General features: G+C 63.8%; 22 protein-coding genes. 7 read left to right on the forward strand and 15 right to left on the reverse strand.

Translation table 11 applies throughout. The features are described from left to right. Positions 1-285 (reverse strand): UbiA family prenyltransferase (locus VFW93_RS08625; RefSeq protein WP_414639625.1); only part of this gene is annotated, 285 nt, incomplete at its 3' end. Between the two features lie 120 nt (positions 286-405). On the opposite strand from VFW93_RS08625, the gene VFW93_RS08630 reads away from it, so the two are divergent. After that, positions 406-1176: a SapC family protein gene (locus VFW93_RS08630; protein ID WP_329693589.1), complete on the forward strand. Its 771-nt coding sequence runs from the start codon at positions 406-408 to the stop codon at positions 1174-1176. A 7-nt stretch (positions 1177-1183) separates the two neighbouring features. On the opposite strand, the gene VFW93_RS08635 is transcribed toward VFW93_RS08630, so the two are convergent. The 3 genes from VFW93_RS08635 to VFW93_RS08645 are packed head-to-tail and all read right to left on the reverse strand — an operon-like array spanning position 1184 to position 7149. Continuing rightward, positions 1184-2707 (reverse strand): efflux transporter outer membrane subunit, encoded by a 1524-nt coding sequence (locus VFW93_RS08635; RefSeq protein WP_329693590.1) that lies wholly within the window; start codon positions 2705-2707, stop codon positions 1184-1186. Beyond that, positions 2700-5840 carry an efflux RND transporter permease subunit gene (locus VFW93_RS08640; protein WP_329693591.1) on the reverse strand — a complete coding sequence of 1047 codons (3141 nt, stop codon included), beginning with the start codon at positions 5838-5840 and terminating at the stop codon, positions 2700-2702. Before VFW93_RS08640 ends, VFW93_RS08635 begins: the two co-directional genes overlap by 8 nt. Before the next feature lie 13 nt (positions 5841-5853). Then, positions 5854-7149: an efflux RND transporter periplasmic adaptor subunit gene (locus VFW93_RS08645; RefSeq protein ID WP_329693592.1), complete on the reverse strand. Its 1296-nt coding sequence runs from the start codon at positions 7147-7149 to the stop codon at positions 5854-5856. A gap of 124 nt (positions 7150-7273) precedes the next feature. Between VFW93_RS08645 and VFW93_RS08650 the strand changes: the two genes are divergently transcribed. Continuing rightward, on the forward strand, positions 7274-7882 hold the full coding sequence (locus VFW93_RS08650; protein WP_329693593.1) for a TetR family transcriptional regulator: 609 nt from the start codon (positions 7274-7276) through the stop codon (positions 7880-7882). Here VFW93_RS08650 and VFW93_RS08655 read toward each other — a convergent pair. The 3 genes from VFW93_RS08655 to VFW93_RS08665 all read right to left on the reverse strand — a co-directional run bounded on the left by VFW93_RS08655 (position 7866) and on the right by VFW93_RS08665 (position 12059). Then, positions 7866-8540: a histidine phosphatase family protein gene (locus VFW93_RS08655; protein ID WP_329693594.1), complete on the reverse strand. Its 675-nt coding sequence runs from the start codon at positions 8538-8540 to the stop codon at positions 7866-7868. The two genes, VFW93_RS08650 and VFW93_RS08655, sit on opposite strands and share 17 nt — an antisense overlap. 50 nt (positions 8541-8590) lie before the next feature. Continuing rightward, on the reverse strand, positions 8591-8929 hold the full coding sequence (locus VFW93_RS08660) for a DUF1840 domain-containing protein (protein ID WP_329693595.1): 339 nt from the start codon (positions 8927-8929) through the stop codon (positions 8591-8593). Positions 8930-9008: 79 nt separating this feature from the next. Continuing rightward, complete coding sequence (locus tag VFW93_RS08665; protein ID WP_329693596.1) at positions 9009-12059, reverse strand: hypothetical protein; 3051 nt, start codon at positions 12057-12059, stop codon at positions 9009-9011. A 42-nt stretch (positions 12060-12101) separates the two neighbouring features. Here VFW93_RS08665 and VFW93_RS08670 point away from each other — a divergent pair, with 42 nt between their 5' ends. Further along, entirely contained in the window at positions 12102-12725 is a 624-nt protein-coding gene (locus tag VFW93_RS08670; RefSeq protein WP_329693597.1) for a YqiA/YcfP family alpha/beta fold hydrolase, read from the forward strand. On the opposite strand, the gene VFW93_RS08675 is transcribed toward VFW93_RS08670, so the two are convergent. Together VFW93_RS08675 and VFW93_RS08680 are read right to left on the reverse strand one after the other, a co-directional pair. Further along, a complete protein-coding gene (locus VFW93_RS08675) occupies positions 12706-14928 on the reverse strand; it encodes a right-handed parallel beta-helix repeat-containing protein (RefSeq protein WP_329693598.1) in 2223 nt (740 codons plus the stop codon). The two genes, VFW93_RS08670 and VFW93_RS08675, sit on opposite strands and share 20 nt — an antisense overlap. Positions 14929-15000: 72 nt before the next feature. Then, positions 15001-15609 (reverse strand): GNAT family protein, encoded by a 609-nt coding sequence (locus VFW93_RS08680; protein ID WP_329693599.1) that lies wholly within the window; start codon positions 15607-15609, stop codon positions 15001-15003. A gap of 105 nt (positions 15610-15714) precedes the next feature. Here VFW93_RS08680 and VFW93_RS08685 point away from each other — a divergent pair, with 105 nt between their 5' ends. Genes VFW93_RS08685 through VFW93_RS08700 form a run of 4 tightly spaced genes read left to right on the forward strand, consistent with a single transcriptional unit; the run spans position 15715 to position 20428 of the window. Then, the gene (locus tag VFW93_RS08685) at positions 15715-17775 is read left to right on the forward strand and encodes a ribonuclease catalytic domain-containing protein (RefSeq protein ID WP_329693600.1); all 2061 of its coding nucleotides are present in this window, start codon (positions 15715-15717) and stop codon (positions 17773-17775) included. 43 nt (positions 17776-17818) lie between these two features. After that, the gene (locus VFW93_RS08690; protein WP_329693601.1) at positions 17819-18724 is read left to right on the forward strand and encodes an energy transducer TonB; all 906 of its coding nucleotides are present in this window, start codon (positions 17819-17821) and stop codon (positions 18722-18724) included. A gap of 11 nt (positions 18725-18735) precedes the next feature. Beyond that, positions 18736-19596, forward strand: a complete 861-nt coding sequence (gene aroE / locus VFW93_RS08695; RefSeq protein WP_329693602.1) for a shikimate dehydrogenase — start codon at positions 18736-18738, stop codon at positions 19594-19596. A gap of 31 nt (positions 19597-19627) precedes the next feature. Beyond that, on the forward strand, positions 19628-20428 hold the full coding sequence (locus tag VFW93_RS08700; RefSeq protein ID WP_329693603.1) for a transglycosylase domain-containing protein: 801 nt from the start codon (positions 19628-19630) through the stop codon (positions 20426-20428). 28 nt (positions 20429-20456) lie between these two features. On the opposite strand, the gene VFW93_RS08705 is transcribed toward VFW93_RS08700, so the two are convergent. The 6 genes from VFW93_RS08705 to VFW93_RS08730 form a co-directional block, all read right to left on the reverse strand. Further along, positions 20457-20672: a hypothetical protein gene (locus VFW93_RS08705; RefSeq protein WP_329693604.1), complete on the reverse strand. Its 216-nt coding sequence runs from the start codon at positions 20670-20672 to the stop codon at positions 20457-20459. A gap of 18 nt (positions 20673-20690) precedes the next feature. Next, positions 20691-21206 carry a DoxX family protein gene (locus VFW93_RS08710; RefSeq protein ID WP_329693605.1) on the reverse strand — a complete coding sequence of 172 codons (516 nt, stop codon included), beginning with the start codon at positions 21204-21206 and terminating at the stop codon, positions 20691-20693. A 51-nt stretch (positions 21207-21257) separates the two neighbouring features. Continuing rightward, the gene (locus VFW93_RS08715) at positions 21258-21494 is read right to left on the reverse strand and encodes a zf-HC2 domain-containing protein (protein WP_329693606.1); all 237 of its coding nucleotides are present in this window, start codon (positions 21492-21494) and stop codon (positions 21258-21260) included. Positions 21495-21506: 12 nt separating this feature from the next. Further along, the gene (locus VFW93_RS08720; RefSeq protein WP_329693607.1) at positions 21507-22166 is read right to left on the reverse strand and encodes a sigma-70 family RNA polymerase sigma factor; all 660 of its coding nucleotides are present in this window, start codon (positions 22164-22166) and stop codon (positions 21507-21509) included. A gap of 42 nt (positions 22167-22208) precedes the next feature. Continuing rightward, positions 22209-22379 (reverse strand): rubredoxin, encoded by a 171-nt coding sequence (locus tag VFW93_RS08725; RefSeq protein WP_329693608.1) that lies wholly within the window; start codon positions 22377-22379, stop codon positions 22209-22211. A 74-nt stretch (positions 22380-22453) separates the two neighbouring features. Further along, positions 22454-23647, reverse strand: coding sequence for an alkane 1-monooxygenase (locus tag VFW93_RS08730; RefSeq protein WP_329693609.1), 1194 nt, complete (start codon positions 23645-23647; stop codon positions 22454-22456). Between the last annotated feature and the right edge of the window lie 53 nt (positions 23648-23700).

Raw genomic sequence — 23700 nt, forward strand, 5'->3', positions numbered from 1 at the left:
CTCCTTCACGGACAAGCGCCCGCTGGTGATCGGCCGCTGCGCCGTGCGCGCCACATGCAGATCGAAATCCTTGTCGGCCACATCGTTGACCGCGCAACCCGCGCTGCGCATCAGGATCGTGCCCAGCGTGAACACCAGCAGCAGGTGCCAACCCGGAAAGCCCCCCGCCGCCAGCCACAAGGCGGACAAGGTAGGCCACAGCAGCAGGAGCCAGCCCTGAGGCCGGTTCCAGCGGATCAGATCAAGGTATAGCGACCAGCGGTCGCGCAAGGTCAAGGTGTTCACGGCGCCCATTATCGCGGCCCCGCCGGGCTGCGGCCTGGGGGCAGCACTCATCAATCTGTCATCCAATCGGACTATGCTCGGTGTCCATGCGCCTTGGTGCGCCTACTGCCCGGAACGATCATGAAAACTTTGCTGATGTACGAACGCGTGGCCCCCCTGGACCGCGAGCAGCACCGCAACCTGCGCATTCACCAGGGGCCCAGCCGCCTGGCTTTCGCCCGTGAAACCAATTCCATGTTGATGGCCGCCGCCGAGCTGCCACTGGCCGCGCTGGACTACCCCTGCGTGTTCGTCCCGGCTGGCGACACCCACTCTCTGGTGGCCATCGTGGGCCTGCGCGACAAGGAAAACCTGATGATTGACGGCGCGGGCAACTGGGCTGACGAGCACTACGTGCCCGCCTTCGTGCGCCGCTACCCCTTCGTGCTGGCCGAGCAACCTGGCACCGACCAGATGACCCTGTGCATCGACGAAGCCTTTGACGGCATCGACCAGGCTCAAGGCGAAGCGCTGTTTGACGCCCAGGGCCAGGACACGCCCTATCTGCAGCAATTGCAACAGTTCCTGCTGTCCTTCCACCAGGACATGCTGAGCACCGCCCGTTTTGCGCAGCGCCTGGCCGAATTGGGCCTGCTGGTCGAACGCTCGATCGACTGCCACATCCAGGGCGAAAAACTCACGCTCAACGGTTTCAAGGTGGTCGACGAGAACAAACTGCGCGCCCTGCCCCCTGATACCGTGCAGGAGCTGTTCGGGTCAGGCGCGCTGGGCTGGGTGCACGCCCACCTGCTGTCGCTCAACAACGTGAACAAGCTGGGCAACCGCCTGGGTCAGCGCCTGCTGGCGGCTCGCACGGCCGCAGAAGCCGGCGAGCCGCACCTGACTCACTGAGCCTGACTCACTGAGCCTGACTGCGCGGCGGGGTGACTTCGGTCGGCACTCTGCCGCCCTGCCCCGCCTGCCAGCCACCACCCAGCGCCCTGTAGACACCGATGTGGGCCTGCTGGCGGGCCAGTTGCGCCGCGATCAAGGCCTGCTGAGCCGAGAACAGCGCACGCTGCGCATCCAGCAGATCCAGCTGGCTGGCCACGCCGGCGTCATAGCGCATGGTCGACAAGCGCAGACGCGCCGCTTCTGCCTGCGCCTGAGCCAGTTGAGCCTGAGCCTGATCGGCGTAGGTGCGCCGCGCCACCAGGGCGTCCGAGACTTCCTTGAAGGCCGTCTGGATGGCCTTGTCGTACTGCGCCACAGCGATGTCGCGCTTGACCTGGGCCGACTCGACCCCCGCCTGCGTACGGCCCGCATCAAAGATGGGCACGCTGATGGATGGCGAGAAGCTCCAGGCATTGCGCCCATCGTCAAACAGGCCGGACAAGGAATCGCTGACCACCCCGGCACTGGCCGTCAGGCTGATGCGAGGAAAGCGCGCCGCACGGGCCGCTCCGATGTTGGCGTTCGCACCGATCAGCTGCTGCTCGGCCTGCGCGATGTCCGGGCGCTGCAGCAGCACCTCGGACGACAAGCCCACCGGCAGCTCGCTCAGATCAGGCCACAGGCTGGCCGACACCACTTGCGCGGCTTCGGCGCTGCTCTTGCTGTTGACCAGCACCTGCATCTTCACATCGGGCACAGGCGGCAGAAGATCTGCGGGCGCCGCGCTACCCAGCAGCAGGTTCAAGGCATTGAGATCCTGCGCCCATTGGCGTTGGGCTTGCGCACGGGTCACACGAGCGGCTTCGACCGACGATTGCGCCGAGCGCAGATCCAGCTCGTTGAGCACGCCGTTGTCGAACTTGAGCTGCAGCAGCTTGAACGAGTCCTGACGCGTTTGCAGCGTCTGCTCGCTCAAGGCCACCTGCCAGCGATCTGCCCACAATGCGTAATAGGCATTGGCCACCGAGGCCACCAGGCCGATGTGCACCGTCTTGCGGGCCTCTTCGGACGCCACCACCTGTGCGGCGGCCGCTTCGCTCAGCGCCTTGACGCGGCCAAACAGGTCCAGCTCGAAGGCCGACACAGTGACGCCACCGGTCACCGTGGTGGTCAGCGGATACGGCGAAGCCGATGAAGGCTGGCGCGTGCCACTGATGCTGCCATTGAGCGTCGGGAAGCGATCGGCGTTCTGGACCTGGTACGCAGCGCGCAATTGATCGATGTTGAGCACGGCCACGCGCAAGTCGCGGTTGTGGTCCAGCGCCAGCTTGATCAGGCCTTGCAGCTTCGCATCAGGGAAGTAGCTCGCCCAGGGCAGATCGGCTACCGCGCGCGCTGCCTGGGCATCTGCGGCCTTCGCGTCTTCGGCCGAGAGCTGCGCAGGTACAGCCAGCGCAGGGCGTTCATAGGTCGGGATCAGCGAGCAGCCCGACAAGGTCAGCAGGGCCGCAGCAGCCACGGCATGCAGTGCCGTCAAAGACTTATTCATGAGAAGGCTCCACTGAGTGGCTGGCGGCTTCCACACGAGCCGGCTTGGCGGGGAAGAAGCGGCGCACCACCACAAAGAACACGGGCACGAAGAACACGGCCAGCACGGTGGCGGCGATCATGCCGCTCATCACGCCGGTGCCAATGGCACGCTGGCTGGCCGACCCTGCACCGCTGGACACCACCAGAGGCAGCACGCCCAGGATGAAGGCCACGGACGTCATGATGATCGGGCGGAAGCGCAGGTGGCAGGCCTGCAAGGTGGCGTCCAGCACGCTCATGCCCTTGCTTTGCAGCTCACGCGCAAACTCGATGATCAGGATGGCGTTCTTGGCCGACAAGCCGATGATGGTGATCAGACCCACCTTGAAGAACACGTCATTGGGCAGGTCACGCAGGTTGGCACCCAGCAGCGAGCCCAGGATGCCCAGAGGCACCACCAGCATCACCGCAAACGGGATGGACCAGCTTTCATACAAGGCAGCCAGGCACAGGAACACGGCGAGCAGCGAGAACACCAGCAGCGTCGTGGCCTGCGAGCCAGACAACTGCTCTTCACGCGACAGCCCTGTCCACTCGATACCGATGCCGGCTGGCAACTTGGCCGCCAAGGCTTCCATCTCGGCGATGGCCTGCCCCGTGGAGAAACCCGCAGCCGCATCACCCGCCAGACGAATCGACGGATAGCCGTTGTAGCGCACGGCCTGCATCTGCCCCGTCACCCAGCGTGTGCGCACAAAGGCCGACAGCGGCACGCTCTGCCCTTGCGTGTTGGTCACGTTGAGCTGCAGGATCTGTTCGGGCTGCATGCGTGCCTGGGCATCGGCCTGCACCACCACGCGCTGCAGGCGTGCCTGGTTGGGGAAGTCGTTGATGTAGGCCGAACCCAAGGCGGTCGACAAGGTCGAGCTCAGCGCATCGAAGCTCACGCCCAAGGCATAGGCCTTGTCGCGATCGATGTCCAGTTGCAACTGCGGCGCGTCTTCCAGACCATCCGGGCGCACGCCCGTGACCACCTTGCTCTCGCGCACCATACCCAGCAGCTGGTTGCGTGCGGCCAGCAGGGCGTCATGCCCCAGGCCGGCGCGGTCCTGCAGACGCAGCGAGAAGCCGGTTGCATTGCCCAATTCGCGGATCGGCGGCGGGTTGAGCGGGAAGATAAACGCATCGCGGATGCCCATCAAGGCACCAAACGCACGGCCCGCCAAGGCCTGCGACGAATGCGCCTCACCCTTGCGTTGATCGAAGTCCTTGAGCGTCACGAAACCCAGCGCGGCGTTCTGGCCCGTACCCGAGAAGCTGAAGCCCACCACACCCACAACCGATTGCACCTCGGGTTGCTTCATGAAGTAGTCCTCGACCTGCGAGATCACGGCTTCGGTACGCGGCGCGGTGGCGCCGGGCGGCAACTGCACGTTGACGATCAGGTTGCCCTGGTCTTCATTGGGCAGGAAGGCAGATGGCATGCGCACATACAACCAGCCCACCACGCCCACGATCAGCACATACAGAATCAGCACACGGCCACCGCGACGCACCAGCTTGCCCGCCACGCTTTCATAGCCGTGCGTCGTCGAGGTGAAGAAGCGGTTGAACCAGCCGAAGAAACCACCCTTTTCATGGTGATCGTCAGGCACGGGCTTGAGCAGGGTGGCGCACAAGGCAGGTGTCAGCGACAAGGCCAGGAAAGCCGAGAACAGCATCGAAGCCACCATCGACAGCGAGAACTGGCGATAGATGTTGCCCACCGAGCCGGCAAAGAAGGCCATCGGGATGAACACCGACACCAGCACCACGGTGATGCCGATGATGGCGCCACTGATCTGGCCCATGGCCTTCTTCGTGGCCTCGTAAGGTGACAAGCCCTCTTGCGCCATCAGGCGCTCGACGTTTTCCACCACCACGATGGCATCGTCCACCAGGATACCGATGGCCAGCACCATGCCGAACATGGTCAGCACGTTGATCGAGAAGCCCGCCACCGACATCACGCCGAAGGTACCCAGCAAGGCCACAGGCACCACCAGGGTGGGGATCAGGGTGTAGCGGAAGTTCTGCAGGAACAGGTACATCACCAGGAAGACCAGCACCACGGCTTCGACCAGGGTCTCCACCACCTGGCTGATCGAGATCTGGATGAAGCCCGAGGTGTCGTAGGGGAAGGAGTAGCTCACGCCCTGCGGGAAGTACTTCTGCAATTCGACCATGCGGGCCTTGACCAGCTTGGCCGACTCCAGCGCGTTACCCGTGGGCGACAGCTGCACGGCCATGCCGACAGCCGGCTTGCCGTTCAGGCGCGCATAGGTGCCGTAGGTCTGCGCACCCAGCTCGATGCGGGCCACATCCTTGAGGCGCACGGTCGAGCCATCCGACTTGGCGCGCAGCACGATGTTGGCAAACTGATTGGCGTTCTCCAGCTGGCCATTGACCACCACCGTGGCCGTCATGGTCTGGTCGATCAGATTGGGGCGATCACCCAGTGCGCCAGCCGGTACCAGGGCGTTCTGCGCCTTGATCGCCGCATTGACGTCCGACAGGCTCAAGCCATAGGACACCAGCCTGGCCGGGTCCACCCAGATGCGCATGGCGCGCTCGGTACCGAACAGCTGCACCTGACCAATGCCGGCCACACGCTGCAATTCAGGCATGACGTTGCGAGATGCATAGTCGCCCAGCGCCACCGGATCAAACGCCGGGTTGGTGGACGACAGCATCACGAACATCAGCACGTTGCTGCGTGACTTGTCGACTTTCACGCCTTGCTGCGTCACGGCAGCCGGCAGACGTGGCGTGGCACGTGAGAGGCGATTTTGCACATCCACCTGGGCCAGGTCGATGTTGGTGCCGGTCTCGAACGTCACGGTGATCGAACCCGTGCCATTGGCCTGGCTGACCGATTCGATGTAGGCCAGACCAGGCGAGCCGTTGAGCTCCTGTTCGATCACGCTGATGACGCTCTCGTCCAGGGTCTTGGCGGAAGCGCCGGGGTACGTGGCACTGATGACCACGGAAGGCGGCGCCACCGTGGGGTACTGCGCAATCGGCAGCTTGGTGATCGCGACCCCGCCAAAGACGAGGATGAACAGCGCGATCACCCAGGCAAAGATGGGCCTGTCAATGAAGAAGCGTGGCATGAGGGTGCTCCTCTCAGCGTGAAGCAGCAGCCGATGCCGGCGCAGCGCCTTGCGGCACCCATGGCACAGCCTTCACAGGCGCCTTGGGGTTCATCATCTTCTGGAAGCCATCCACCATGACCTGCTCGCCGGACTTCAAGCCACCGAGCACGATCCACTGGTTGCCACGCGCGCCACCCAGCTTGATCGGGCGGGGCGAGACCTTGCCTTCGGCATCCACCACCATCACGGTGTCACCCTGGCTGCCGCGTGTCACGGCCTGCTGCGGCAGCAACATGCCGCCATCCACTTCGGCCTGCTCCAGACGCACGCGCACATACATGCCGGGCAGCAGCATGCCTTGCGGGTTGGGCAACTCGGCGCGCAAGGACACCTGGCCGGAGCTAGGGTCCACGCTCAGATCCGAGAACAGCAGCTTGCCTTGCAACGGGTACTCGGTACCGTCATCCAGCACCACACGCACGGCCGCAGCCTGATTGCCAGCCTTCTTGATGGTGCCGGCTTCCAGCGCCTTCTTGAGCTTGATGACCTCGTTGGCCGACTGCGTGAAGTTCACATACAGCGGGTTGACCTGCTGGATCAGCGCCAACTGGGTCGCTTCGCCCTGGCCCACCAGGGCACCTTCGGTCACCAGCGCACGGCCGATGCGCCCTGAGATGGGCGCCGTCACCGAGGCGTAACCCAGGTTGATGCGCGCCGTCTGCACGGCGGCCTTGGCGGAGGCCACGTCGGCCTGCGCCTGGCGTTGCGCCACCTGCGCGTTCAGAAATTCCTGCGGGCTGATGGCCTTGGCGGCTTGCAGCGGTTGATAACGGTCCACCAAGGCAGTGGCTTGCGCCAGATTGGCTTCGGCCTTGGCCTGGGTGGCCTGCGCGCTGTCCAGCGCGGCCTTGTAGGTGCTCGAATCGATCTGGAACAGGGGCTGACCGGCCTTCACGTCCGCGCCTTCCGTGAACAGGCGCTGCTGCAGGATGCCGGCCACACGGGCACGGACCTGCGCGATGCGCAAGGCTTCCAGACGACCGGGCAGTTCGGCCATCACCGGCACGCTCTGGGTCTGCACCGTCACCACGCCCACTTGGGCGGGCGGCATGCCCCCACCAGGCTTGGCCGCGCCAGCGCCCGCGCCAGCCGCCTGGTCCTTCTGCCCGCAACCGGTCAGAAAGGAGGCCGCCACGGCGCACAGGGCCAGTACGCCCACGGCGTTGGCCGTCCAGTGCCACAGCTTGTCCTTCTTCAGCAGAGGCGCTCGCACCTCGGAGATCGCGTCATTTTCTTCTTGTTCAACCGTCAGTTCACGACTCGCCATGGGGCACCTCTTCAAATACTTGCCTGGTCAACAATATAGTTGCGGAGTATACATACATGCTTGTATGTATGCACCCGAATCTGCGAGAATCCCCCCGGGAATTCACGGTTTTTCACAACTCGTCATGCGCCGAACCAAAGAAGATGCACAACAGACACGCGAGAGCCTGCTGGACGCGGCAGAGCGCCTGTTTGCCGAGCGTGGCGTGTCCAGAACGTCCCTGCAGGACATCGCCAAGGCCGCCGGCGTGACGCGCGGCGCGGTTTACTGGCACTTCGAAGACAAGACTGAATTGTTCAACGCCATGATGTCGCGCACCACGCTGCCGATGGAAGACACGCTCAAATCCATCGACACGGAACGCGAAGCCCAGCCCCTGGTTGAACTCAAGGCCTCCATGATGGACGTGATGCAGCGCATCGCGCATGACCCGCGAACACAACGGGTCTTTGACATCGCCACGCTGAAAGTCGAGTACATCGACGAGCTGTCAGGCATCCGCGAGCGGCACCTGAACGTGCACGGCTCCTGCCAGAGCCACGTCGAGGCCACGTTCCGCAGAGCGCAGGCGCTGGGCCACATCCGACCTGATCTGAACCTGCATGTGCTGGCCGTGACCTATATGGCGCTCGTCAACGGCCTGATCCACAACTGGATGCTGGATCAGTCAAGGTACGACCTGGTGGCCGCCGCCGATGCCGGCCTCGACGTGTTCCTCAGCGGGCTGCGCTGACGGCGCCATCGCTACGTTCGTCCAGGCTGGCAGCCTCATCTTCTTCCAGATGGCGGTTGTCGGCCCACCCCACCAGGCTGAAGCCTTCGCCATTGAAGATCAGGCGGTTGACGCTGGCATTGGTGATCTTCCAGCTGCGCGGCAGATCCAGCTCCAGGCCATTGGCGGCGCGGTAGAAACAATCGAGCACACCGCCGTGTGCCACCAGGGCGATGTTCTGCCCGGGGTGCTGACGTGCCAGCCGCGTGATGGCCTCGATGCAGCGCTCGTAAAAGGCCTCCAGTGTTTCGCCGCCTTCCGGGCCGTAGGCCGGATCGCGCTCGCGCCACCTGCGCGCCTCTTCAGGCCATTGCGCAGCCACCTCTTCCTGCGTCATGCCCTCGAAACGCCCGAAATGGCGCTCACGCAGGCTTTGATCCAGGCTCAAAGGCAGGCCGACCACCTCGGCAATGGCTTCGGCAGTATGCCGGGCACGTTGCAGATCGCTGCTGTAGATGGCGTGCAACGCTTCATCGGCCAGGGCCTGCGCCACGCGCTCGGCCTGCCAGCGCCCCTTCTCATTCAGGGGGATGTCGATGTGGCCCTGGATGCGGGCTTCGGTGTTCCACGGTGTTTCGCCGTGGCGAATGACGAGCAGGCGGGTGACTTGATCTGGCATGGGAAAGATGATGCCTCAGGATTGCTGCGGCGCACAACTCCCCACCCGATTCACACACCCCAGACGATGGGTTTGTCTGCGGCCAGAGCCTCTTCGATCATCTTGATCAAGGGCCAGGCGCGTTTGCGCAAGCTGACGGCTTCGTCCTGAAAGGACACCGACGCCGGCTCCTCGCGCGGGGCGGCATCACCGCCCCCATCTGCACTGGCGCCCGCCGTCGGGCTCTCGTCGGGCAAGGCCTTCAGCACTTCCAACGCCACCGGCATGCTCTGAGGCTCCAGGATGCCCGGCGCATCAAAGCGCTTGTCGAGCACCTTTGCCAGCGCCTTGGCCAGATCCCCCGTCAACAACAGATCACCCGTTGCCGCACTTCGCAGTTTGACCAGCATGGCCTACCTCCATCAAAAGAGGCAGTTTACGCCCCTCAAGCAGCATGAGGGGCGACGAGGCATGACCACTTAATGCAGGTCAATTGAGGGCGCAACCGTTTTCCTTGACCGACAGGCCATCACCTGTGGACGTGCAGACATCCAGACGACTCGGGTAGGTGATGGCGGTGTCACCGGGGATGCCATCACGATCCTTGTCGACCCACAGCGGATGGGTCGTCACCAGAACCTTGGAAGAGTGCGCAGGCAGGCTCAGGGGGAAACTCACGGCAGCCCCGGTTCTCAGGTCCACATATGAGTTGCACAAGGCGGCGTTCGCATTGGGACAGGCTTTGCTGGCCGCCACGTCGCTCGTGTTGACCATGCCCTTGGGCCCCGCATCAGCCTGCACCAGTTCCGCCTTGGTGAGAGAGAAGTTGGCCACGCTCACCTTGAAGCCGCCTGCGGCCAGGTAGGCCGGCTTGTTCACGTAGACCGGGTCCATGAAGAAGTTCGTGGCCAAGGTCGCGCCGGACAAGGTATTGGGCACATCGGTGACGGCACCCGGCACCTTGATCAGGCGACTGAAGCTCTGCCAGCGCTTGCTCAACACCAACACCGCGGGCGGCGTGAGATCCTGCCAGGGACCGTCGATCTGAGCAAAGCGCAACTCCATACGGGCAAGCGGTGCAGGCGTCACATCCTTGAGCCTGGTCGCATCGGCCACATCCACCTTGGCGTCAAATGTCAGCCAGTAAGACTGACCCTTCTCGATGGTCATCCTGATCCCTGGCGACACAAAGAAGTTGCACCAGCCCACCTCGGTGACCGGACAGCTGGCAGCTTTCCCCAGATAGTCACGCGCGGGATAGATGGACAGCGCATTACCGCCGGGCGCCGGCCCTTCCACATACGTGTTCTTGTCGGAGTACCAGCCATTGCCCCCGGTACTGCTGGAGAACACGCCGTTGGGCAACATCTGCGTGGCACCACTGGCCGGCCTGATGCCGAAGCCAGTCGCCCGCAACAAACCGCCAGATGCCGCGGTATCTCGGCCGCTGGCTTGCCACTGCGCAAACGTCTTGTAGGGGCTGACACCCTTCAGCCCGTTGTCTTCCTCGGCAAACACCGTCGCGCGGTAGCTGGCATAGCGGTTGTTCGAGAACGTGGCCAGATTGGCGGTGCGCCCTGCCTGTCCGGCGGTACTGTCCAGCTTGACCAAGGCATCCGATGACGAGGTGGCAAACACGTTGTCACGCACCGTGTTGCCCTGCATCAGGACGTTGGCAGTGTCCAGGTTCTCCTGCATGAACATGGCCTTGCGGCATGCGCTCACCTCGTTCCTCTCGAAGAGGTTGAAGCTGCCGTGGTGAACCGTGAAGGCGTGATTCACACCCTCCACATAGTTGCCGCTGACGACGTTGGGCGTCGCCGCATCCACACCGCTGGCGTAGTCATCCAGGTAGATGCCGCCGTCGTTGGCATGGCGCGCGCCATCGCCCAATCCATTGCCATAGAAGGAGCCATCCAGCCTGTTGTCACTGGCCAGGTTGCCGATGACCGTGTTGCCGGTGATCGAGGCCCGCACGGCATAAGGACCATCCGTGGTCGAAGGTTCCTCATCCTTGATGTTGTAGTAAGAGCCACTGATGTAGATGGCGCCGCAATCATCAAAGGCCATGCAACTGTTGCGCACCACGTTGCCGCTGATCGTGTTGATCTTGCCGCCATGCAGGCCGATGTAGCCCGAGTTCTCGATGGTGTTGTTCAGTGCATCACCACGGTGGCCCAGCAACAAGGCGCCCCGCGCGTAGTAGGACATGCCGGCGCCACGCACCACACTGTTGGTCACACTGATCTGGTTGCTTCGGGTATCTGCCCAGCGACGATCGCCACTGAGGTCAATGCCCTCGTTGATGCTGCCCTCGACGATGGTGTTGGTGATGCTGCCAACGGGCGTCGACGATGGCTGGGTCGCCATGATGTTGATGCCCTTGCGACCGGCCTGATACGCACGAACACTGGCAATGCTCAAGGATGCCAGTTGACGCGCGCCATCGATCATGATGGCATCGCTGCGTGTCTCGCGCACTTCGATGTTATCGATGTCGACCGAGGTGATCTGATAGCCCGTGATGGCATGCAGGCGCACGCTGGCGGTCAGCTTGGCCCCCACGGGCGAGGCCCCTGCGGCCATCATGATGTACAACTTGCGCGTCGCCGGCTCATAGACCCATTCACCCGGGTTGTGCAGCATCCAGCGCTTGCCCTCCAGCCAGAAGCCGTAGTTCTTGCTGATGCCCTGGTTGCGCACACCAGGCCAGTCCAGCGCACGCGCACTGTATCGATTGGATGTGTAGCACGCGCCGGAGAACCGGTCGGCCACGCAAGCGGCACTTTCTGGCCCGTCATCTTCCAGGACCAGCGTCGTGGAGGCGCTGGTCAAGGAGGTGCTGATCTTGTAGCGCCCCATGAACCAGTCATTGTTCTTGACGAAGGCTTGCGCGCCCTGCAAATCCTTGTCCGCCAGCAAGGCCGCCAGGGTCGGCGCCGTACCGTCGTCCAGTGACTGCGACTGGGTCGCATCCAGGGTCTGGCTGTAGGCATCCGTGTTCGGGGATAGCGGCACGGCGCGCAAGTACCGGTTGGCGCCCAGCTTGAACACCCCGCCACCAGCGTAAGGGAAGCGCGCACGTGCCAGACGCTCGCCATTGAGATACAGCTGCGAGATCCCGGCGGGCAAGACGTTCCCGTAAGCATCCTTGTCGTCCACCAACACGCTGGACGCATCGGCCACCCACACGTTGCCACCTTCTGGCGTCCAGTTCAGCCCGCCCACATGGACCGATCCGCGGATCACTGGCTTGACGGCCGTGCCCGCCCCGACGGGAAAGCTGCTGTACTTGACGCCCGATTGCAAGCGCAAGGTGCCTTCAAATACATCACCGGCACGCAGGTACACCACGTCCCCACTGTTGAAAGTCTTGCCGTTGACTTTGTCCAGCGTGCGCCAGGGTTGCTGCTCGGTCCCGAGCCCGGCGTTGTCGCCACTGGTGGACACGTAATAGCTGGCCGCATGAGCGGAAAGCGCCATCCACAGCGCCGCCAACGGCACCGCACGAAGCCCGAGGGCTGACAAACGTATTTTCATGATTTCCCTTTTTTGAAAATGGCAGGCGCTATGCTGTTTCGCATGCCCGCATCAACGCACATCCTCTATCTGCACGGCTTTCGCTCCTCGCCCCAGTCGTTCAAGGCTCAAATGCTCGCTGGCCACCTGGCGCAACTCAAGCGCCAGGGTGCCGAGCTCGTCTGGTGCTGCCCCCAGTTGCCCCCTTCGCCAGCCGATGCCTGGGCCCTGATCCAGCAGCTCACAGCTTCATGGCCGACGAGCGACATGGTCGTGATCGGGTCTTCGCTGGGTGGCTTCTACGCCACCGTGCTGGCCGAGCAACGCGGCTGTCGGTGCGCCGTGATCAATCCGGCGGTCGAACCTGCCCGCGATCTGGCGCGCTACATCGGCGAACAGACTTCCTTCCACAACCCGGACGATCACTTTTTCTTCCGCCCCGAGTTCATCGAGCAATTCAAGGCCATCGCGCCCTACCCGATCACACGGCCCGAGCGCTACTGGGCCCTGATTGCCAAGGGTGACGAGGTGTTGAGCTGGCCGGAGATGGCCGCCCGCTACCAGGGTGCACAGTTGCACCTGCTGGAAGGCAGCGACCATGCCGTGAGCGACTTCGCCGTGCATCAGGCAAGCCTGCTTGAATGGCTGGGCCTGCCTGACACCCCGATCACATCGGCGCCAGAATGACCGCACCCCATGCAGGCAAACGCAAGGGGAAGACCACCGGGTTGCTCGTCTTCACGTTACGGTACTGCTTGCAGGCCAGCGCATCCGTGACCGGACAGGACACCAGCTTGCTCAAGGCACTGTAGTTGTTGAACGCCACAGGCGGCAGCTTGACCGATCGCAAGTAAGACGAGCCCGCATCCTGACCGGCTTGCTGCCAGCTCTGGAAAGACTGGCGCGTCTGCACACCCTTGACCTCGTTCTGGAAGAACAGCGAGGCATCGCCCAGCACGGCGTACTTGTTGTTGCCATAGCTGGCGAAATCGGCCGTGCCATCGTAATCGGTGGTGTGGCGCAAGAGGCTGGGGCGGCTTTGCGCGGAAGCCATCACGTTGCCGGTGAACCGGTTGAGCATCAGGTAATTGGTGGCATTGCAGGCCTCGCCGCTCACGAGAATGTCTGCACAAGACAAAGGCGTCTGCCCGTCGGGGTTGTCTTCCTGCATCCAGACCTGGCTGCGCGCAGCGCCGAACACCAGGTTGTTCGAGATGGTGTTGGAGCGCCCCAGATGGAGCATGACACCATAGTCGAATCCGCTGACGAAGTTGCTGTCCACCGTGACACGCCCCGCCTTGTCATCCAGGTAGATGCCTTTGACCGCGCCCTCGCCACCGACCACGCCATCACGGCGATCCGGGGCCAGGTTGGTCGTGGCGCCCACCACGTGATTGCCCGTTACCGTGGCCAGGATGTCATGGGTATTGGCGCCAGCCGGCACGCTGGACTTGTAGTCCTTGCCGCGCAGGTAGATGGCCCCGCAATCGTCAAACTCCAGGCAGGCATTGACCACGCTGTTGCGCTTGAGCGTGTCTCGCAGGGTGCCGGTGATGCCCAGGTAGCTGGCACCGTCCACCACGTTGTCCACGGCCTCGGCCTCTTCGCCCATCCAGATCGCCGCAAAGGCGTAGGCACCCACACCTGTGCGGCGAACGATGTTGCGACGAACATGGATGCGCTTGGTGGAGTCGCCGATCAAATAGATGCCGCCAGCCTGGTTGTCACTCACGATGGAATCGGTGACTTCGCCCAGGCCCGCTGTCGCGTTCTTGATGCTGATGCCCGCATCGCCGGCGCGAGACACCAGCAAGTTGCTCAACACGATGTTGGGCGTGGCAGGCAAGGCGCCGGGGTTGGCGCGGTTGATGGCCACGGCATCGCTGCGAGACTCGGCGAACGCCAGGCCTTGCACCTTCACGTTGGCCACGCCGTCAGCGCGCGCGGCATACACACGAACCGAGACACGCAAGTCCCTGGGGGTGTTGGCGCTCAGATCGGCACTGTCGGGCAACCACACGTACAGCAGGCCGCTGGATGCTTCATACACCCACTCACCCGGCGTATCCAGCATCCACCGCTTGTTTTCCAGCCAGTAGCCCCGGCCCGGATTGAGCCCCGAGGCTTCGCCGCCCTTGAGCGGATCCCACGTGAACACGGCCTTGGCAGCCGAGCCGTCCGCAGAGGTGACGTTGAAGCGCTTGAGCTCGTAGTCATGCGTTTTCACGAAGGCGACCGCGCCGTTGAAATCCAGCACTTCGGCCGGGTCCTTCACAAAGGACGTGCGCGCATCGATGCCCAGACAGCCTGTGCTGCATTCACCTGGCAGGTTGGCATTGAGATGCAGGAAACGGTTTTGCCCCAGCCCGAACTCACCTGCACCCGGCGTCGATACCGGCAGGCCCAGGTTCGGATAGCGCGCCCTTTGCAGCCTCACCCCTTTGTAGAACAGCTGATCGACCGCGGCAGGGAAGGTGCGGCCTTCGTTGTCCTGTTCGGCCGGCACCAGCGACCGGGCATTGGCCACGAAGATCTGCCCGCGGTAGCGCGACCAGGCCAGCTGGCCAATATTGGTCGACGCACTGATGAGTGGCGCCGCCAAGGTGCTGCCCGTCTCCGGGTAGCGGGAATAGGTGACGCCATCCTGGATGGTCAGCGTGCCCTCCCAGGTGTCGCCAGACTTGAACAGGACACGGTCACCGGCGCTCAATGCAACCTTGGTGTTGACCTTGTCCAGCGACTTCCAGGGCTGGGCTTCGGTGCCCGAGTTGGTGTCGTCGTTGCCCGTGCTGCTGCTGACGTAATAGGTGTTGGCAGCCAGCCCCAGCGTGTGCGCGCCAAGGCACAGCAAGGCCGCGCCAAGATGGCGCACCTGTAAGCGATTGTTCATCGCGTGTCCTCTCTGAGAATTTATGGATTTATGCGAGCGGCATTGTCGGCAGAACGCCGCCCGAAGGTCAAGTCAGGCAAGCCCTGAATTGTTCCCTGCATGACCGGAGCGCCAATCGTCACGCGACACGGCATACACCCAGGCATCACGCGGCTCATCCGACACGTTGGGATGCACGACACCTCGGCGCATGCAGCCTTCCCTTGCCAGCCCGATGCGCGCCAGCATGGCAGCGGAGGCTTGGTTGTCCACGTCGCACAAGGCGTCCACCCGCCAGACACGAGGCTGCGCAAAAGCGGCATCCAGCACGGCATGCGCGGCCTCGGCCATCAAACCCTGCCCCCAATGGCTCGGGGCCATCAGGTAACCCAGGCGCAAGTGATGGGCCTCATCGGACGGAAAGCTCATGGGCACCAGTTCGATCTGACCAAACACCCGCCCGGCTTGCGGATGAGCCGCTTTCATCGTCAGCCCCCAGACCCAGGCGCTGCCCTTCAGCCATCGGTAGATGTCGAAGCTGATGCGCTGGCGCGTGTCCTCCACCGTCTCGTGGCGGGTCCATCCCAGAAAGCGCAAGACAGCCGGGTCGCTGGCGTAGCGGTCGAACACGTCCTGGGCATCGCCCGCGCGCATGTCACGCAATTGCAGGCGAGGGGTGTCGATCAGACGAGGCCAGTCCATGGGGTGCACGATGCCGCATCCCCGAAGCCCTGTCAGCCCTCTTGCGCATGCCCCAGCGACAAAATGGGACAATCACGGTCTGACACCAGAAAAGACCCCCATTCGATGTTTGCCCTTTTTGACGACGCCGGTAAATTCCAGGCCGGCCGTGTGATGTCCGAAGCCGACAGTTCGATGCAGATCGAGCTCGATTCGGGCAAGCGCGTGAAGGTGAAAGCCGCCAACGTGCTGATCAAGTTCGCCAAGCCCTCACCGTCCGAGGTCCTGGCGCAGGGTGCGGCCCAGGCGGCTGACATCGATGTGGACCTGATCTGGGAAGTCGCCCCGGAAGACGAGTTCAGTTTCGAGGACCTGGCCAAGGAATACTTCAGCGCCAATGCCGACCCCGTGCAGCAGGCTGCCATGCTGATGCGCCTGTTCGACACGCCGCACTACTTCCACCGCCGAGGCAAGGGCCGTTTCCGCAAGGCGCCCGAGGACATCCTCAAGCAGGCCCTGGTGGCCATCGAGCGCAAGAAGCAGCAAGCCTTGCAGATCGCACAATGGGCGCAGGATCTGGCTGCCGGCCAGTGCCCGCAGCCCATCAAGGATCAGCTCTACAAGATCCTCTTCAAGCCCGACAAGAATGGCCCTGAATACAAGGCCGTGGTCGAGGCCGCCAAGACAGCGCAACGCGCCCCGCTGGACCTGCTGAAGGATGCAGGCGCCATCGACAGCCCCTACCAGTTCCACTACAAGCGCTTCCTGTTCGAGCACTTCCCCAAGGGCTCGGGCTTCCCTGCCGTGGAGGCGCCCCCGATCAAGGACGAACTGCCCCTGGCCGCTGTGAAGGCCTTCTCGATCGACGACTCGATGACCACCGAGATCGACGATGCCCTGTCGGTGCAAGGCCTGGGCAGTGGCAGCGTGACCTACGGCATCCACATCGCCGCGCCCAGCCTGGCCATTGCACCGGGCTCGCCCGTGGATGCGCTGGGCCGCGCCCGCATGTCGACCGTCTACATGCCGGGCCACAAGATCACCATGCTGCCCGATGACGTCGTGCAGACCTACACACTGATCGAAGGCCGTGACTGCCCTGCCGTGTCGCTGTACGTCACCTTTGACGAAGCCACGCTGGCCGTGACCGGCAGCGAGACCAAACTGGAGCGGGTGCCCATCGTGGCCAACCTGCGCCACGACAAGCTCGACGGCATCATCACCGATGCCACGCTCAGCGGCGAGGCTCCGGCGGACTACGCCTTTGCGCCAGAACTGGCCTTCGCCTTCCGCCTGGCCAGGCACCTGAAAGCCCAGCGCGAAATCGTGCGCGGCAAGCCCGAGACCTTCAACCGCCCGGACTACAGCTTCAAGCTCATCGGCGCCAATGGCGAGAACACCATGAGCGACGGCATCGAGCCGACCGGGCAAGAGCAGGTGGTGATCGGCACCCGTGCCCGTGGCTCGGCGCTGGACCTGATCGTGGCCGAAGCCATGATCCTGGCCAACAGCACCTGGGGTGGCTGGCTGGCCGAACTGGGCGTGCCCGGCATCTACCGCAGCCAGGCCAGCCTGCAACCGGGCATCAAGGTGCGCATGAGCACGAAGCCAGCACCGCACGCCGGCATGGGTGTGGCGCAGTACACCTGGGCCACCTCGCCCCTGCGCCGCTATGTGGACCTGGTCAACCAGTGGCAGATCGTGGCCTGCGCCAGGAACGGCCGCACCGCCGCCCTGGCCGCGCCCTTCAAGCCGAAGGACGCGGAGCTGTTTGCCATCATCTCGAACTTCGACACGGCCTACAGCGCCTACAACGGCTTCCAGTCCAGCATGGAGCGTTACTGGACGATCAAGTACCTGGGCCAGCAAGGCCTGAGCGAGCTCGATTGCGCCGTCATGGTCAACGGCCTGGTGCGCGCCGACACCCTGCCCCTGGTCTTCAAGGCCATCGGTGCGGACAACCTGCCACGCCATGCCAAGGTGCGCGTGCGCATCACCGGTGTCGACGAGCTGACCCTGGACGTGCACGCCAGCGTGGTGGCGCGTCTCGACGAAGCCACACCCTCCGATCAGGGTGACACCGAAGGTGGTGAAGACGATGAGGTGCTGGACAATGCAGGTCCATTGACCCTGGCCATCGACGTGACCGATGCGGAGCCCTCAGCGGGCGACGCCCCGGCTGCCTGACGGCCTGGCCCCGAAGCCCGACCGCCTCCAAGCCTGAACGCGAATGCTGCAGCGCCTTCGATCCCTGTGGAAAAGCCTGAGCCTCCTCCAGATCTGTCTGGGGATCTCGGCGCTGCTGCACATCGGCCTGTTCAGCTTCCGCTTCATTGATCCGGAAGGCTTCAACCGCACCTTCAAGGACACCCCTCTGGAGGTGATCCTCGTGAACGCCGGCAGCGAAACGCCACCCGACAAGGCCCAGGCCCTGGCTCAGCAGAACCTGGCCGGCGGCGGCGAAGACACCGGCCGTGCCACCTCGCCCCTGCCGCCCTCGCCCGAAGCCGAAGTGGGCGACGCCCTGGAGCAGACCGCTCGCATGATCGAGCAGATGCAGCAGGAGCAGCAGCAACTGCTCACGCAGGTCAAGAACGAGCTGTCGGCCCTGCCCCCGCCGCAACCTCGGGCCAAGGCAGAGACCGCGCAATCGCGCGCCGATGACGAGCGCCGCCGCCAGCTGACCAAGCTGCTGGCCGAGATCGAAAAGCGCATCCGCGAAGAAAACGAACGCCCCAAGAAACGCATCATCAGCCCGGCCACCATGAAGGCGGCCGATGCGATGTACTACAGCCAGTTCCGCACCCTGGTGGAGCGCATGGGCACCGATCACTTTCCCTCGCACAACGGCAAGAAGCTGTATGGCGAGATGTTCATGATCGTGACGCTGGACCGCAACGGCAAGGTGCGTGACACCGAGATCACCATCAGCTCGGGCAACAAGACGCTGGACAAGCGTGCCGCCGAGATCGTCAAGCAAGGTGGCCCTTACGGGCGCATTCCGCCTGAAGTGATCGCCGGCAAGGACCTGCTGCTGATCTCTTCGCGCTTCCGCTTCACCCGTGATGAAGGCATGCAGGCCATCACCCAGGCGCCCGCGCCGGGTCAGATTGCCCCGGCCCCTGCCGCCCCCTGAACCAATCAGACATGACCACCGCAGACCGCTACGCCGTGGCCGGCAACCCGGTTGAACACAGCCGCTCGCCCTTGATCCACGCCCAGTTCGCCCAGCAGACCGGGCAGGCCGTGGACTACGGCCGCCTGCTGTGCCCGCTTGATGACTTCAAGGCCCACATCAAGGCCTTCGCGGCCGGTGGCGCCAAGGGCTGCAACGTCACCGTGCCCTTCAAGTTCGAAGCATTCGAACTCGCCAGCCAGCGAACGCCTCGCGCCGAACTGGCACAAGCCGCCAACACCCTGCGCTTCGATGCCGACAGCGCGGGCGGCTGGGTGGCCGACAACACCGATGGCGTGGGCCTGGTGCGTGACATCACCGTCAACGCAGGTGTGGCGCTTGCAGGCAAGCGGGTGCTGCTGCTGGGCGCAGGAGGCGCCAGCGCGGGCGTGCTGGGCCCGCTGATCGAAGCGCGCCCCACCGAGATCGTGATGGCCAACCGCACCGTGGAAAAGGCCCAGGCCATCGTGGACCGCCACGCCGCATGGGCCGCCCAGCACGGCGTGGCACTCAGCGCCCGGGGCTTGCAAGACCCGGGCACCGCCTTCGATGTGTTCATCAATGGCACGGCAGCCAGCCTGGCCGGCAGCGGTGTGCCCGTCGGGCCCGAGGTGCTGAAGCCCGGCACGCTGGCGCTGGACATGATGTACGGCCCGGCTGCACATGCCTTCCTCGACTGGGCTCGCAGCCATGGCGCGGTGCCTCGCGATGGCCTGGGCATGCTGGTCGAACAGGCTGCCGAGAGCTTCACCCTGTGGCGCGGCGTGCGCCCTGACACCGCCCCGGTGCTGGCCCACATGCGCGCCCTGGTCGACGCCGCCCAGCCTCACTGAACCCCGCAACCCCATCAGCAAGAGCCCACCGATGCGTGCAGTCTGGCGAATCGTCGTCCTGTTGATCCTCAGCGGCCTGAGCCTGCAGCTCTACTTTGCCGCCCGCATCGCGCTGATGCGCTTCGTGGACCCGCAATCCACCACCTTCCAGCGCAGCGAGATGTCGCGCCTGCTGCGCGAACAAGGCCGCATCACGTGGAGCCAGTCATGGCGTGACTACGGCGCCATCTCCGACAACCTCAAGCGCGCCGTGATTGCCTCGGAAGACGGCAACTTCGTCGATCACTGCGGCGTGGAATGGGATGCCTTGAAAAACGCCTGGAAGAAGAACAGCCAGGCCCAGGCCAAGGTCGAGAAGATCCGCCAACAAGCGCAGGAGCGGTATGAGCGCGCCGTGGCACGCGCCAAAGCCAGGGGCCGCGCCGTGCCCCCACCACCCACTGCTGCCACCACGGCTGCGCCCAAGATCATCGGCGGCTCCACCATCACCCAGCAACTGGCCAAGAACCTGTTTCTCAGCAGCGAACGCAACTTCCTGCGCAAGGGTGAGGAGTTCGTCATCACCTTCATGCTCGAAGGCATCCTGGGCAAGGAGCGCATCCTGGGCGTCTACCTGAACAACGTGGAATGGGGCGAAGGCGTGTTTGGTGCCCAGGCCGCGTCACGCCACTACTTCCAGGTCGAGGCCTCTCAACTGAGTGCCATGCAGGCCGCCCGACTGGCCGTGATGCTGCCGGCACCCAAGCGCTTCGAGCAGCAACCACGCTCGGGCTACATCATGAGCCGCTCGGGCGTGATCGCGGCGCGCATGGGCGGGGCCGAACTGCCCTGATCCGCCTCGACGACCAGACACGACGACATCACTTCTTGTTGATGTCGTCCACGCCCTTCTGGTAGGTGTCGTACGGCTGCCCGGCTTCCTTCATGCAGCGCTGGCGATCGTCGATATTGGTCAATGCATTGCACTGGTTCTGGCGCCAGGCCTGCCCCGTGTTGTAGGCCAGCTGTCTGGAACACGCGGTCAAGCTCAAGACCAGCAGCAGACCAACCCCGAATGTGATGCGGTGCTTTTTCATGCGCCACATCTTAAAAGATCAGCCCCGATTCAGCCAACGCCGCCAGGCCAGAGAATCCAGCGACAAACGGCCCGCACCGAAACAGGCCAGCACCAGGGCCAGCACGCCCCACAGGTGATGATCCTTGAGCGCAGCTGGCGCCAGATCCGGGTAGCTGATCACGGCCATGGCGTTCACGAAGAACAGGCCGACCGCTGCCGGCCGGGTCAACAGACCCAGGGCCAGCAAAACCGAAAAACCCAGCTCGCCGCCGGTCCCCATCCAGGCCGCCAGTTCAGGCGGCAAGACAGGCACGTGGTATTCCTCGCTGAACAGGAAGAGCGTGGCGTCCCAATCCCGCACCTTGGTCAGGCCGGATGTGAAAAACACATCGAACAGGTACAGCCGGGCGGCCAACAGGGTCAGGGCCTGAGGCCACACCTCCAGCTTCAGCCAGGCATGCATCAGGGCCAGAACGCGCGGGCGCAGACCCTTGCCCGCTGTGGCGCTGGCAGCAAGAGAATTTGAATCGGACGAAGTAGACGTGGTCAACATGGGAGGCTCCAATCAAGTGCTTCCCGGTTGGTCGTGCGTGCAGGCGATTTCTTACACTGCCCCCGGCGGCGGGCCGGCATCCTCATCCTGCGGCAGGCCGGCATCACCCTCGCGCGCTGCAAAACCCTGCATGGCCTGGCGGATGAAACCGAGCTGGCCGCCAAAGTTGCGGCACCCCTCGCAGATCCAGGTGTGCACGCGCAGCATCGTGCGCTCGGACATGGCCAGATCACGCTCCTGGGATTCGGAGAGCAGGCGGGTAGCTTGTTCGCAGTTCAACTTCAACATGGTGGCGCGTCCTCAAGCTGCCTGCGCAAACCAGCGCTGATTCAGACATTCACGCAAACGCAGGCGCGCCCGGTGCAACTGCACGAACACATTGCTGCTGGTGATCCCCACGGTGCTGCAGATCTCGTCGGTCTCGAAGCCCATGAACTCGCGCATCATGAAAACACGGGCTTGCGAGGCCGGCATGCCATCGAGGCAGACCTCCAGCACGGCCCAGAACTGCTGCTGCTCCAGGCTGGCCTCCGGGCAATGCCAGGCGGTGGGAGAGCTGTCTTGCAGCCAGTGCCCCCGCTCGTCGAACAGGTCACTCATGGACTGCTCTTCGCCTTCCTTGAGCAGGCTGCTGGCGTCCACCATGCGCTGCTTGTGGCGCAGCAGGTCCGCCACCTTGTTCTTGAGGATGGCAAACACCCAGGTCTTGATGGCCGCACGGCCGGCAAAGCGCTGCGCCCCCGTCCAGGCGCCGGCCAGGGCCTCCTGCACCGCGTCCTCTGCCAGGTGCCCGTCGCCCAGATGCAAGCGGGCGAACTTGACCATCTGCGTGCGCAAGGCCGCCAGAAAACCCGGGTCATTGAGCCCCTGGCGATCCGCACCAGAAACGGCAGAAGCCGACGCTATCAGGTCGGCTTCATGATCAGGCTCTGAGCTCAGAGCGGCTTCGTCGCGAGACATGTGGGGGCCTGGCTTGGTGAATAAGCAGCCCCCACTGTAACGTCAGGCGGCGTCGCCTTCCGGCTCGAAATCCACTTTGTCACGCACGGCGCAGCCCGGGCAGGCCCAGTCATCCGGAATCAGCTTCCAGGGTGTGCCAGGCTTGAAGCCCTCGTGGGGTTCGCCTTTCGCTTCGTCGTACACGTAGCCGCAGTTGGGGCAGCGGTAGTTCATGTGGAGGGCTCCTCGGTAGCCGGCGTGGTTCGCCGGTCAGATCTCGATATCGGCCTTGTCATCAGGCCCTTGAATCAGGCCTTCTGCGCAGCCAGTTGGCGGGCATCGTCGGCATAGCGCTTCATCAGCGCTTCGCGGCGTGGTGCATACCAGTTGATGCGGCTCATGTCGCCCTTGTAGTGGGCCAGCACACGCTTGTTCATGACGGCATACCAGATGGGCGGGAAGTAAGCCAGGGTGATCATGCCGGCATAACCGGAGGGCAGCTGAGGGCTGTTCTCGAAGTGGCGCAGTGCCTGGTATTTGCGGGTCGGGTTGGCGTGGTGATCACTGTGGCGTTGCAGGTGATACAGGAAGAGGTTGGTCACCATGTGGTTGCTGTTCCAAGAGTGCTCGGGTTCGCAACGCTCGTAGCGGCCATCGGCCTTCTTCTGGCGGCACAGACCGTAGTGCTCCAGGTAGTTCACCACTTCCAGCAGGTGGAAGCCATAGATGGCCTGGATGATCAGGAAAGGCAGTGCGGCCCAGCCCAGCACGGCGATCACGGCAGCGAACAGCACCACCGACATGCCCCAGGATTGCAGGTTCTCGTTGTCCGTGGTCCACACACCCTTGCCCAGACGTGCCAGACGCTCGCTCTCGAGATGCCAGGCCGAACGCACGCTGCCGATCACGGTACGCGGCAGGAAGGCCCAGAATGACTCGCCAAAGCGCGAGCTGGCAGGATCTTCCGGCGTGGCCACGTTCTTGTGGTGACCGCGGTTGTGCTCGACATAGAAGTGGCCGTAGAAAGTGGGGGCCAGCGAGATGCGCGCCATCCAGCGGTCGAACTTGTCCTTCTTGTGACCCAGTTCGTGCGAGGTGTTGATGGCAATGCCATTGACCATGCCCACGCTCAGGGCCAGGCCCACCAGGTGGTACCAGGGCAGATCGGAGGTCACCGCCAGCCAGGCGCCAAACAGGGTCACGCCCAGTTGCAGCGGCACGAAGGCATACAGCACCCAGCTGTAATAGCGGTCGTTTTCCAGGCCTTGCAGGGCGCTGTCGGGCGGGTTTTCGGCGTCTTCGCCGAAGAGCCAGTCGAGCATGGGCAAAATCACATGCACCAGACCGACGACAAACCACAGGGTCCACACAGCCTTGGTCTGCAGGAACACATACAACATGACCAGGCCGATGGCAGGCACGGCAGGACCGAGCAGCCACAGGAATCGTTTGGGGTCGGCCCACTTCTGTGCGGGGGCCGTGCTGATGCTGGCGTTGGACATCTCTTCAATCTCCTTCAAGTGATGCCAGTGTCATCAATTTGATCTAGATCAGG

This window comes from Aquabacterium sp. (assembly GCF_036279675.1).
Classification (GTDB): Bacteria; Pseudomonadota; Gammaproteobacteria; order Burkholderiales; family Burkholderiaceae_C; genus Aquabacterium.

Bases quoted from the DNA above. Each gene is read 5' to 3' on its own strand.
- VFW93_RS08650 (WP_329693593.1), top strand. From the start codon at position 7,274: ATGCGCCGAACCAAAGAAGATGCACAACAGACACGCGAGAGCCTGCTG.
- VFW93_RS08680 (WP_329693599.1), bottom strand. From the start codon at position 15,609: ATGGACTGGCCTCGTCTGATCGACACCCCTCGCCTGCAATTGCGTGAC.
- VFW93_RS08705 (WP_329693604.1), bottom strand. From the start codon at position 20,672: ATGAAAAAGCACCGCATCACATTCGGGGTTGGTCTGCTGCTGGTCTTG.
- VFW93_RS08665 (WP_329693596.1), bottom strand. From the start codon at position 12,059: ATGAAAATACGTTTGTCAGCCCTCGGGCTTCGTGCGGTGCCGTTGGCG.
- VFW93_RS08630 (WP_329693589.1), top strand. From the start codon at position 406: ATGAAAACTTTGCTGATGTACGAACGCGTGGCCCCCCTGGACCGCGAG.
- VFW93_RS08725 (WP_329693608.1), bottom strand. From the start codon at position 22,379: ATGAACTACCGCTGCCCCAACTGCGGCTACGTGTACGACGAAGCGAAA.
- VFW93_RS08660 (WP_329693595.1), bottom strand. From the start codon at position 8,929: ATGCTGGTCAAACTGCGAAGTGCGGCAACGGGTGATCTGTTGTTGACG.
- VFW93_RS08645 (WP_329693592.1), bottom strand. From the start codon at position 7,149: ATGGCGAGTCGTGAACTGACGGTTGAACAAGAAGAAAATGACGCGATC.
- VFW93_RS08675 (WP_329693598.1), bottom strand. From the start codon at position 14,928: ATGAACAATCGCTTACAGGTGCGCCATCTTGGCGCGGCCTTGCTGTGC.
- VFW93_RS08720 (WP_329693607.1), bottom strand. From the start codon at position 22,166: ATGTCTCGCGACGAAGCCGCTCTGAGCTCAGAGCCTGATCATGAAGCC.
- VFW93_RS08655 (WP_329693594.1), bottom strand. From the start codon at position 8,540: ATGCCAGATCAAGTCACCCGCCTGCTCGTCATTCGCCACGGCGAAACA.
- VFW93_RS08640 (WP_329693591.1), bottom strand. From the start codon at position 5,840: ATGCCACGCTTCTTCATTGACAGGCCCATCTTTGCCTGGGTGATCGCG.
- VFW93_RS08685 (WP_329693600.1), top strand. From the start codon at position 15,715: ATGTTTGCCCTTTTTGACGACGCCGGTAAATTCCAGGCCGGCCGTGTG.
- VFW93_RS08730 (WP_329693609.1), bottom strand. From the start codon at position 23,647: ATGTCCAACGCCAGCATCAGCACGGCCCCCGCACAGAAGTGGGCCGAC.
- aroE (WP_329693602.1), top strand. From the start codon at position 18,736: ATGACCACCGCAGACCGCTACGCCGTGGCCGGCAACCCGGTTGAACAC.
- VFW93_RS08710 (WP_329693605.1), bottom strand. From the start codon at position 21,206: ATGTTGACCACGTCTACTTCGTCCGATTCAAATTCTCTTGCTGCCAGC.
- VFW93_RS08700 (WP_329693603.1), top strand. From the start codon at position 19,628: ATGCGTGCAGTCTGGCGAATCGTCGTCCTGTTGATCCTCAGCGGCCTG.
- VFW93_RS08635 (WP_329693590.1), bottom strand. From the start codon at position 2,707: ATGAATAAGTCTTTGACGGCACTGCATGCCGTGGCTGCTGCGGCCCTG.
- VFW93_RS08690 (WP_329693601.1), top strand. From the start codon at position 17,819: ATGCTGCAGCGCCTTCGATCCCTGTGGAAAAGCCTGAGCCTCCTCCAG.
- VFW93_RS08670 (WP_329693597.1), top strand. From the start codon at position 12,102: ATGCCCGCATCAACGCACATCCTCTATCTGCACGGCTTTCGCTCCTCG.
- VFW93_RS08715 (WP_329693606.1), bottom strand. From the start codon at position 21,494: ATGTTGAAGTTGAACTGCGAACAAGCTACCCGCCTGCTCTCCGAATCC.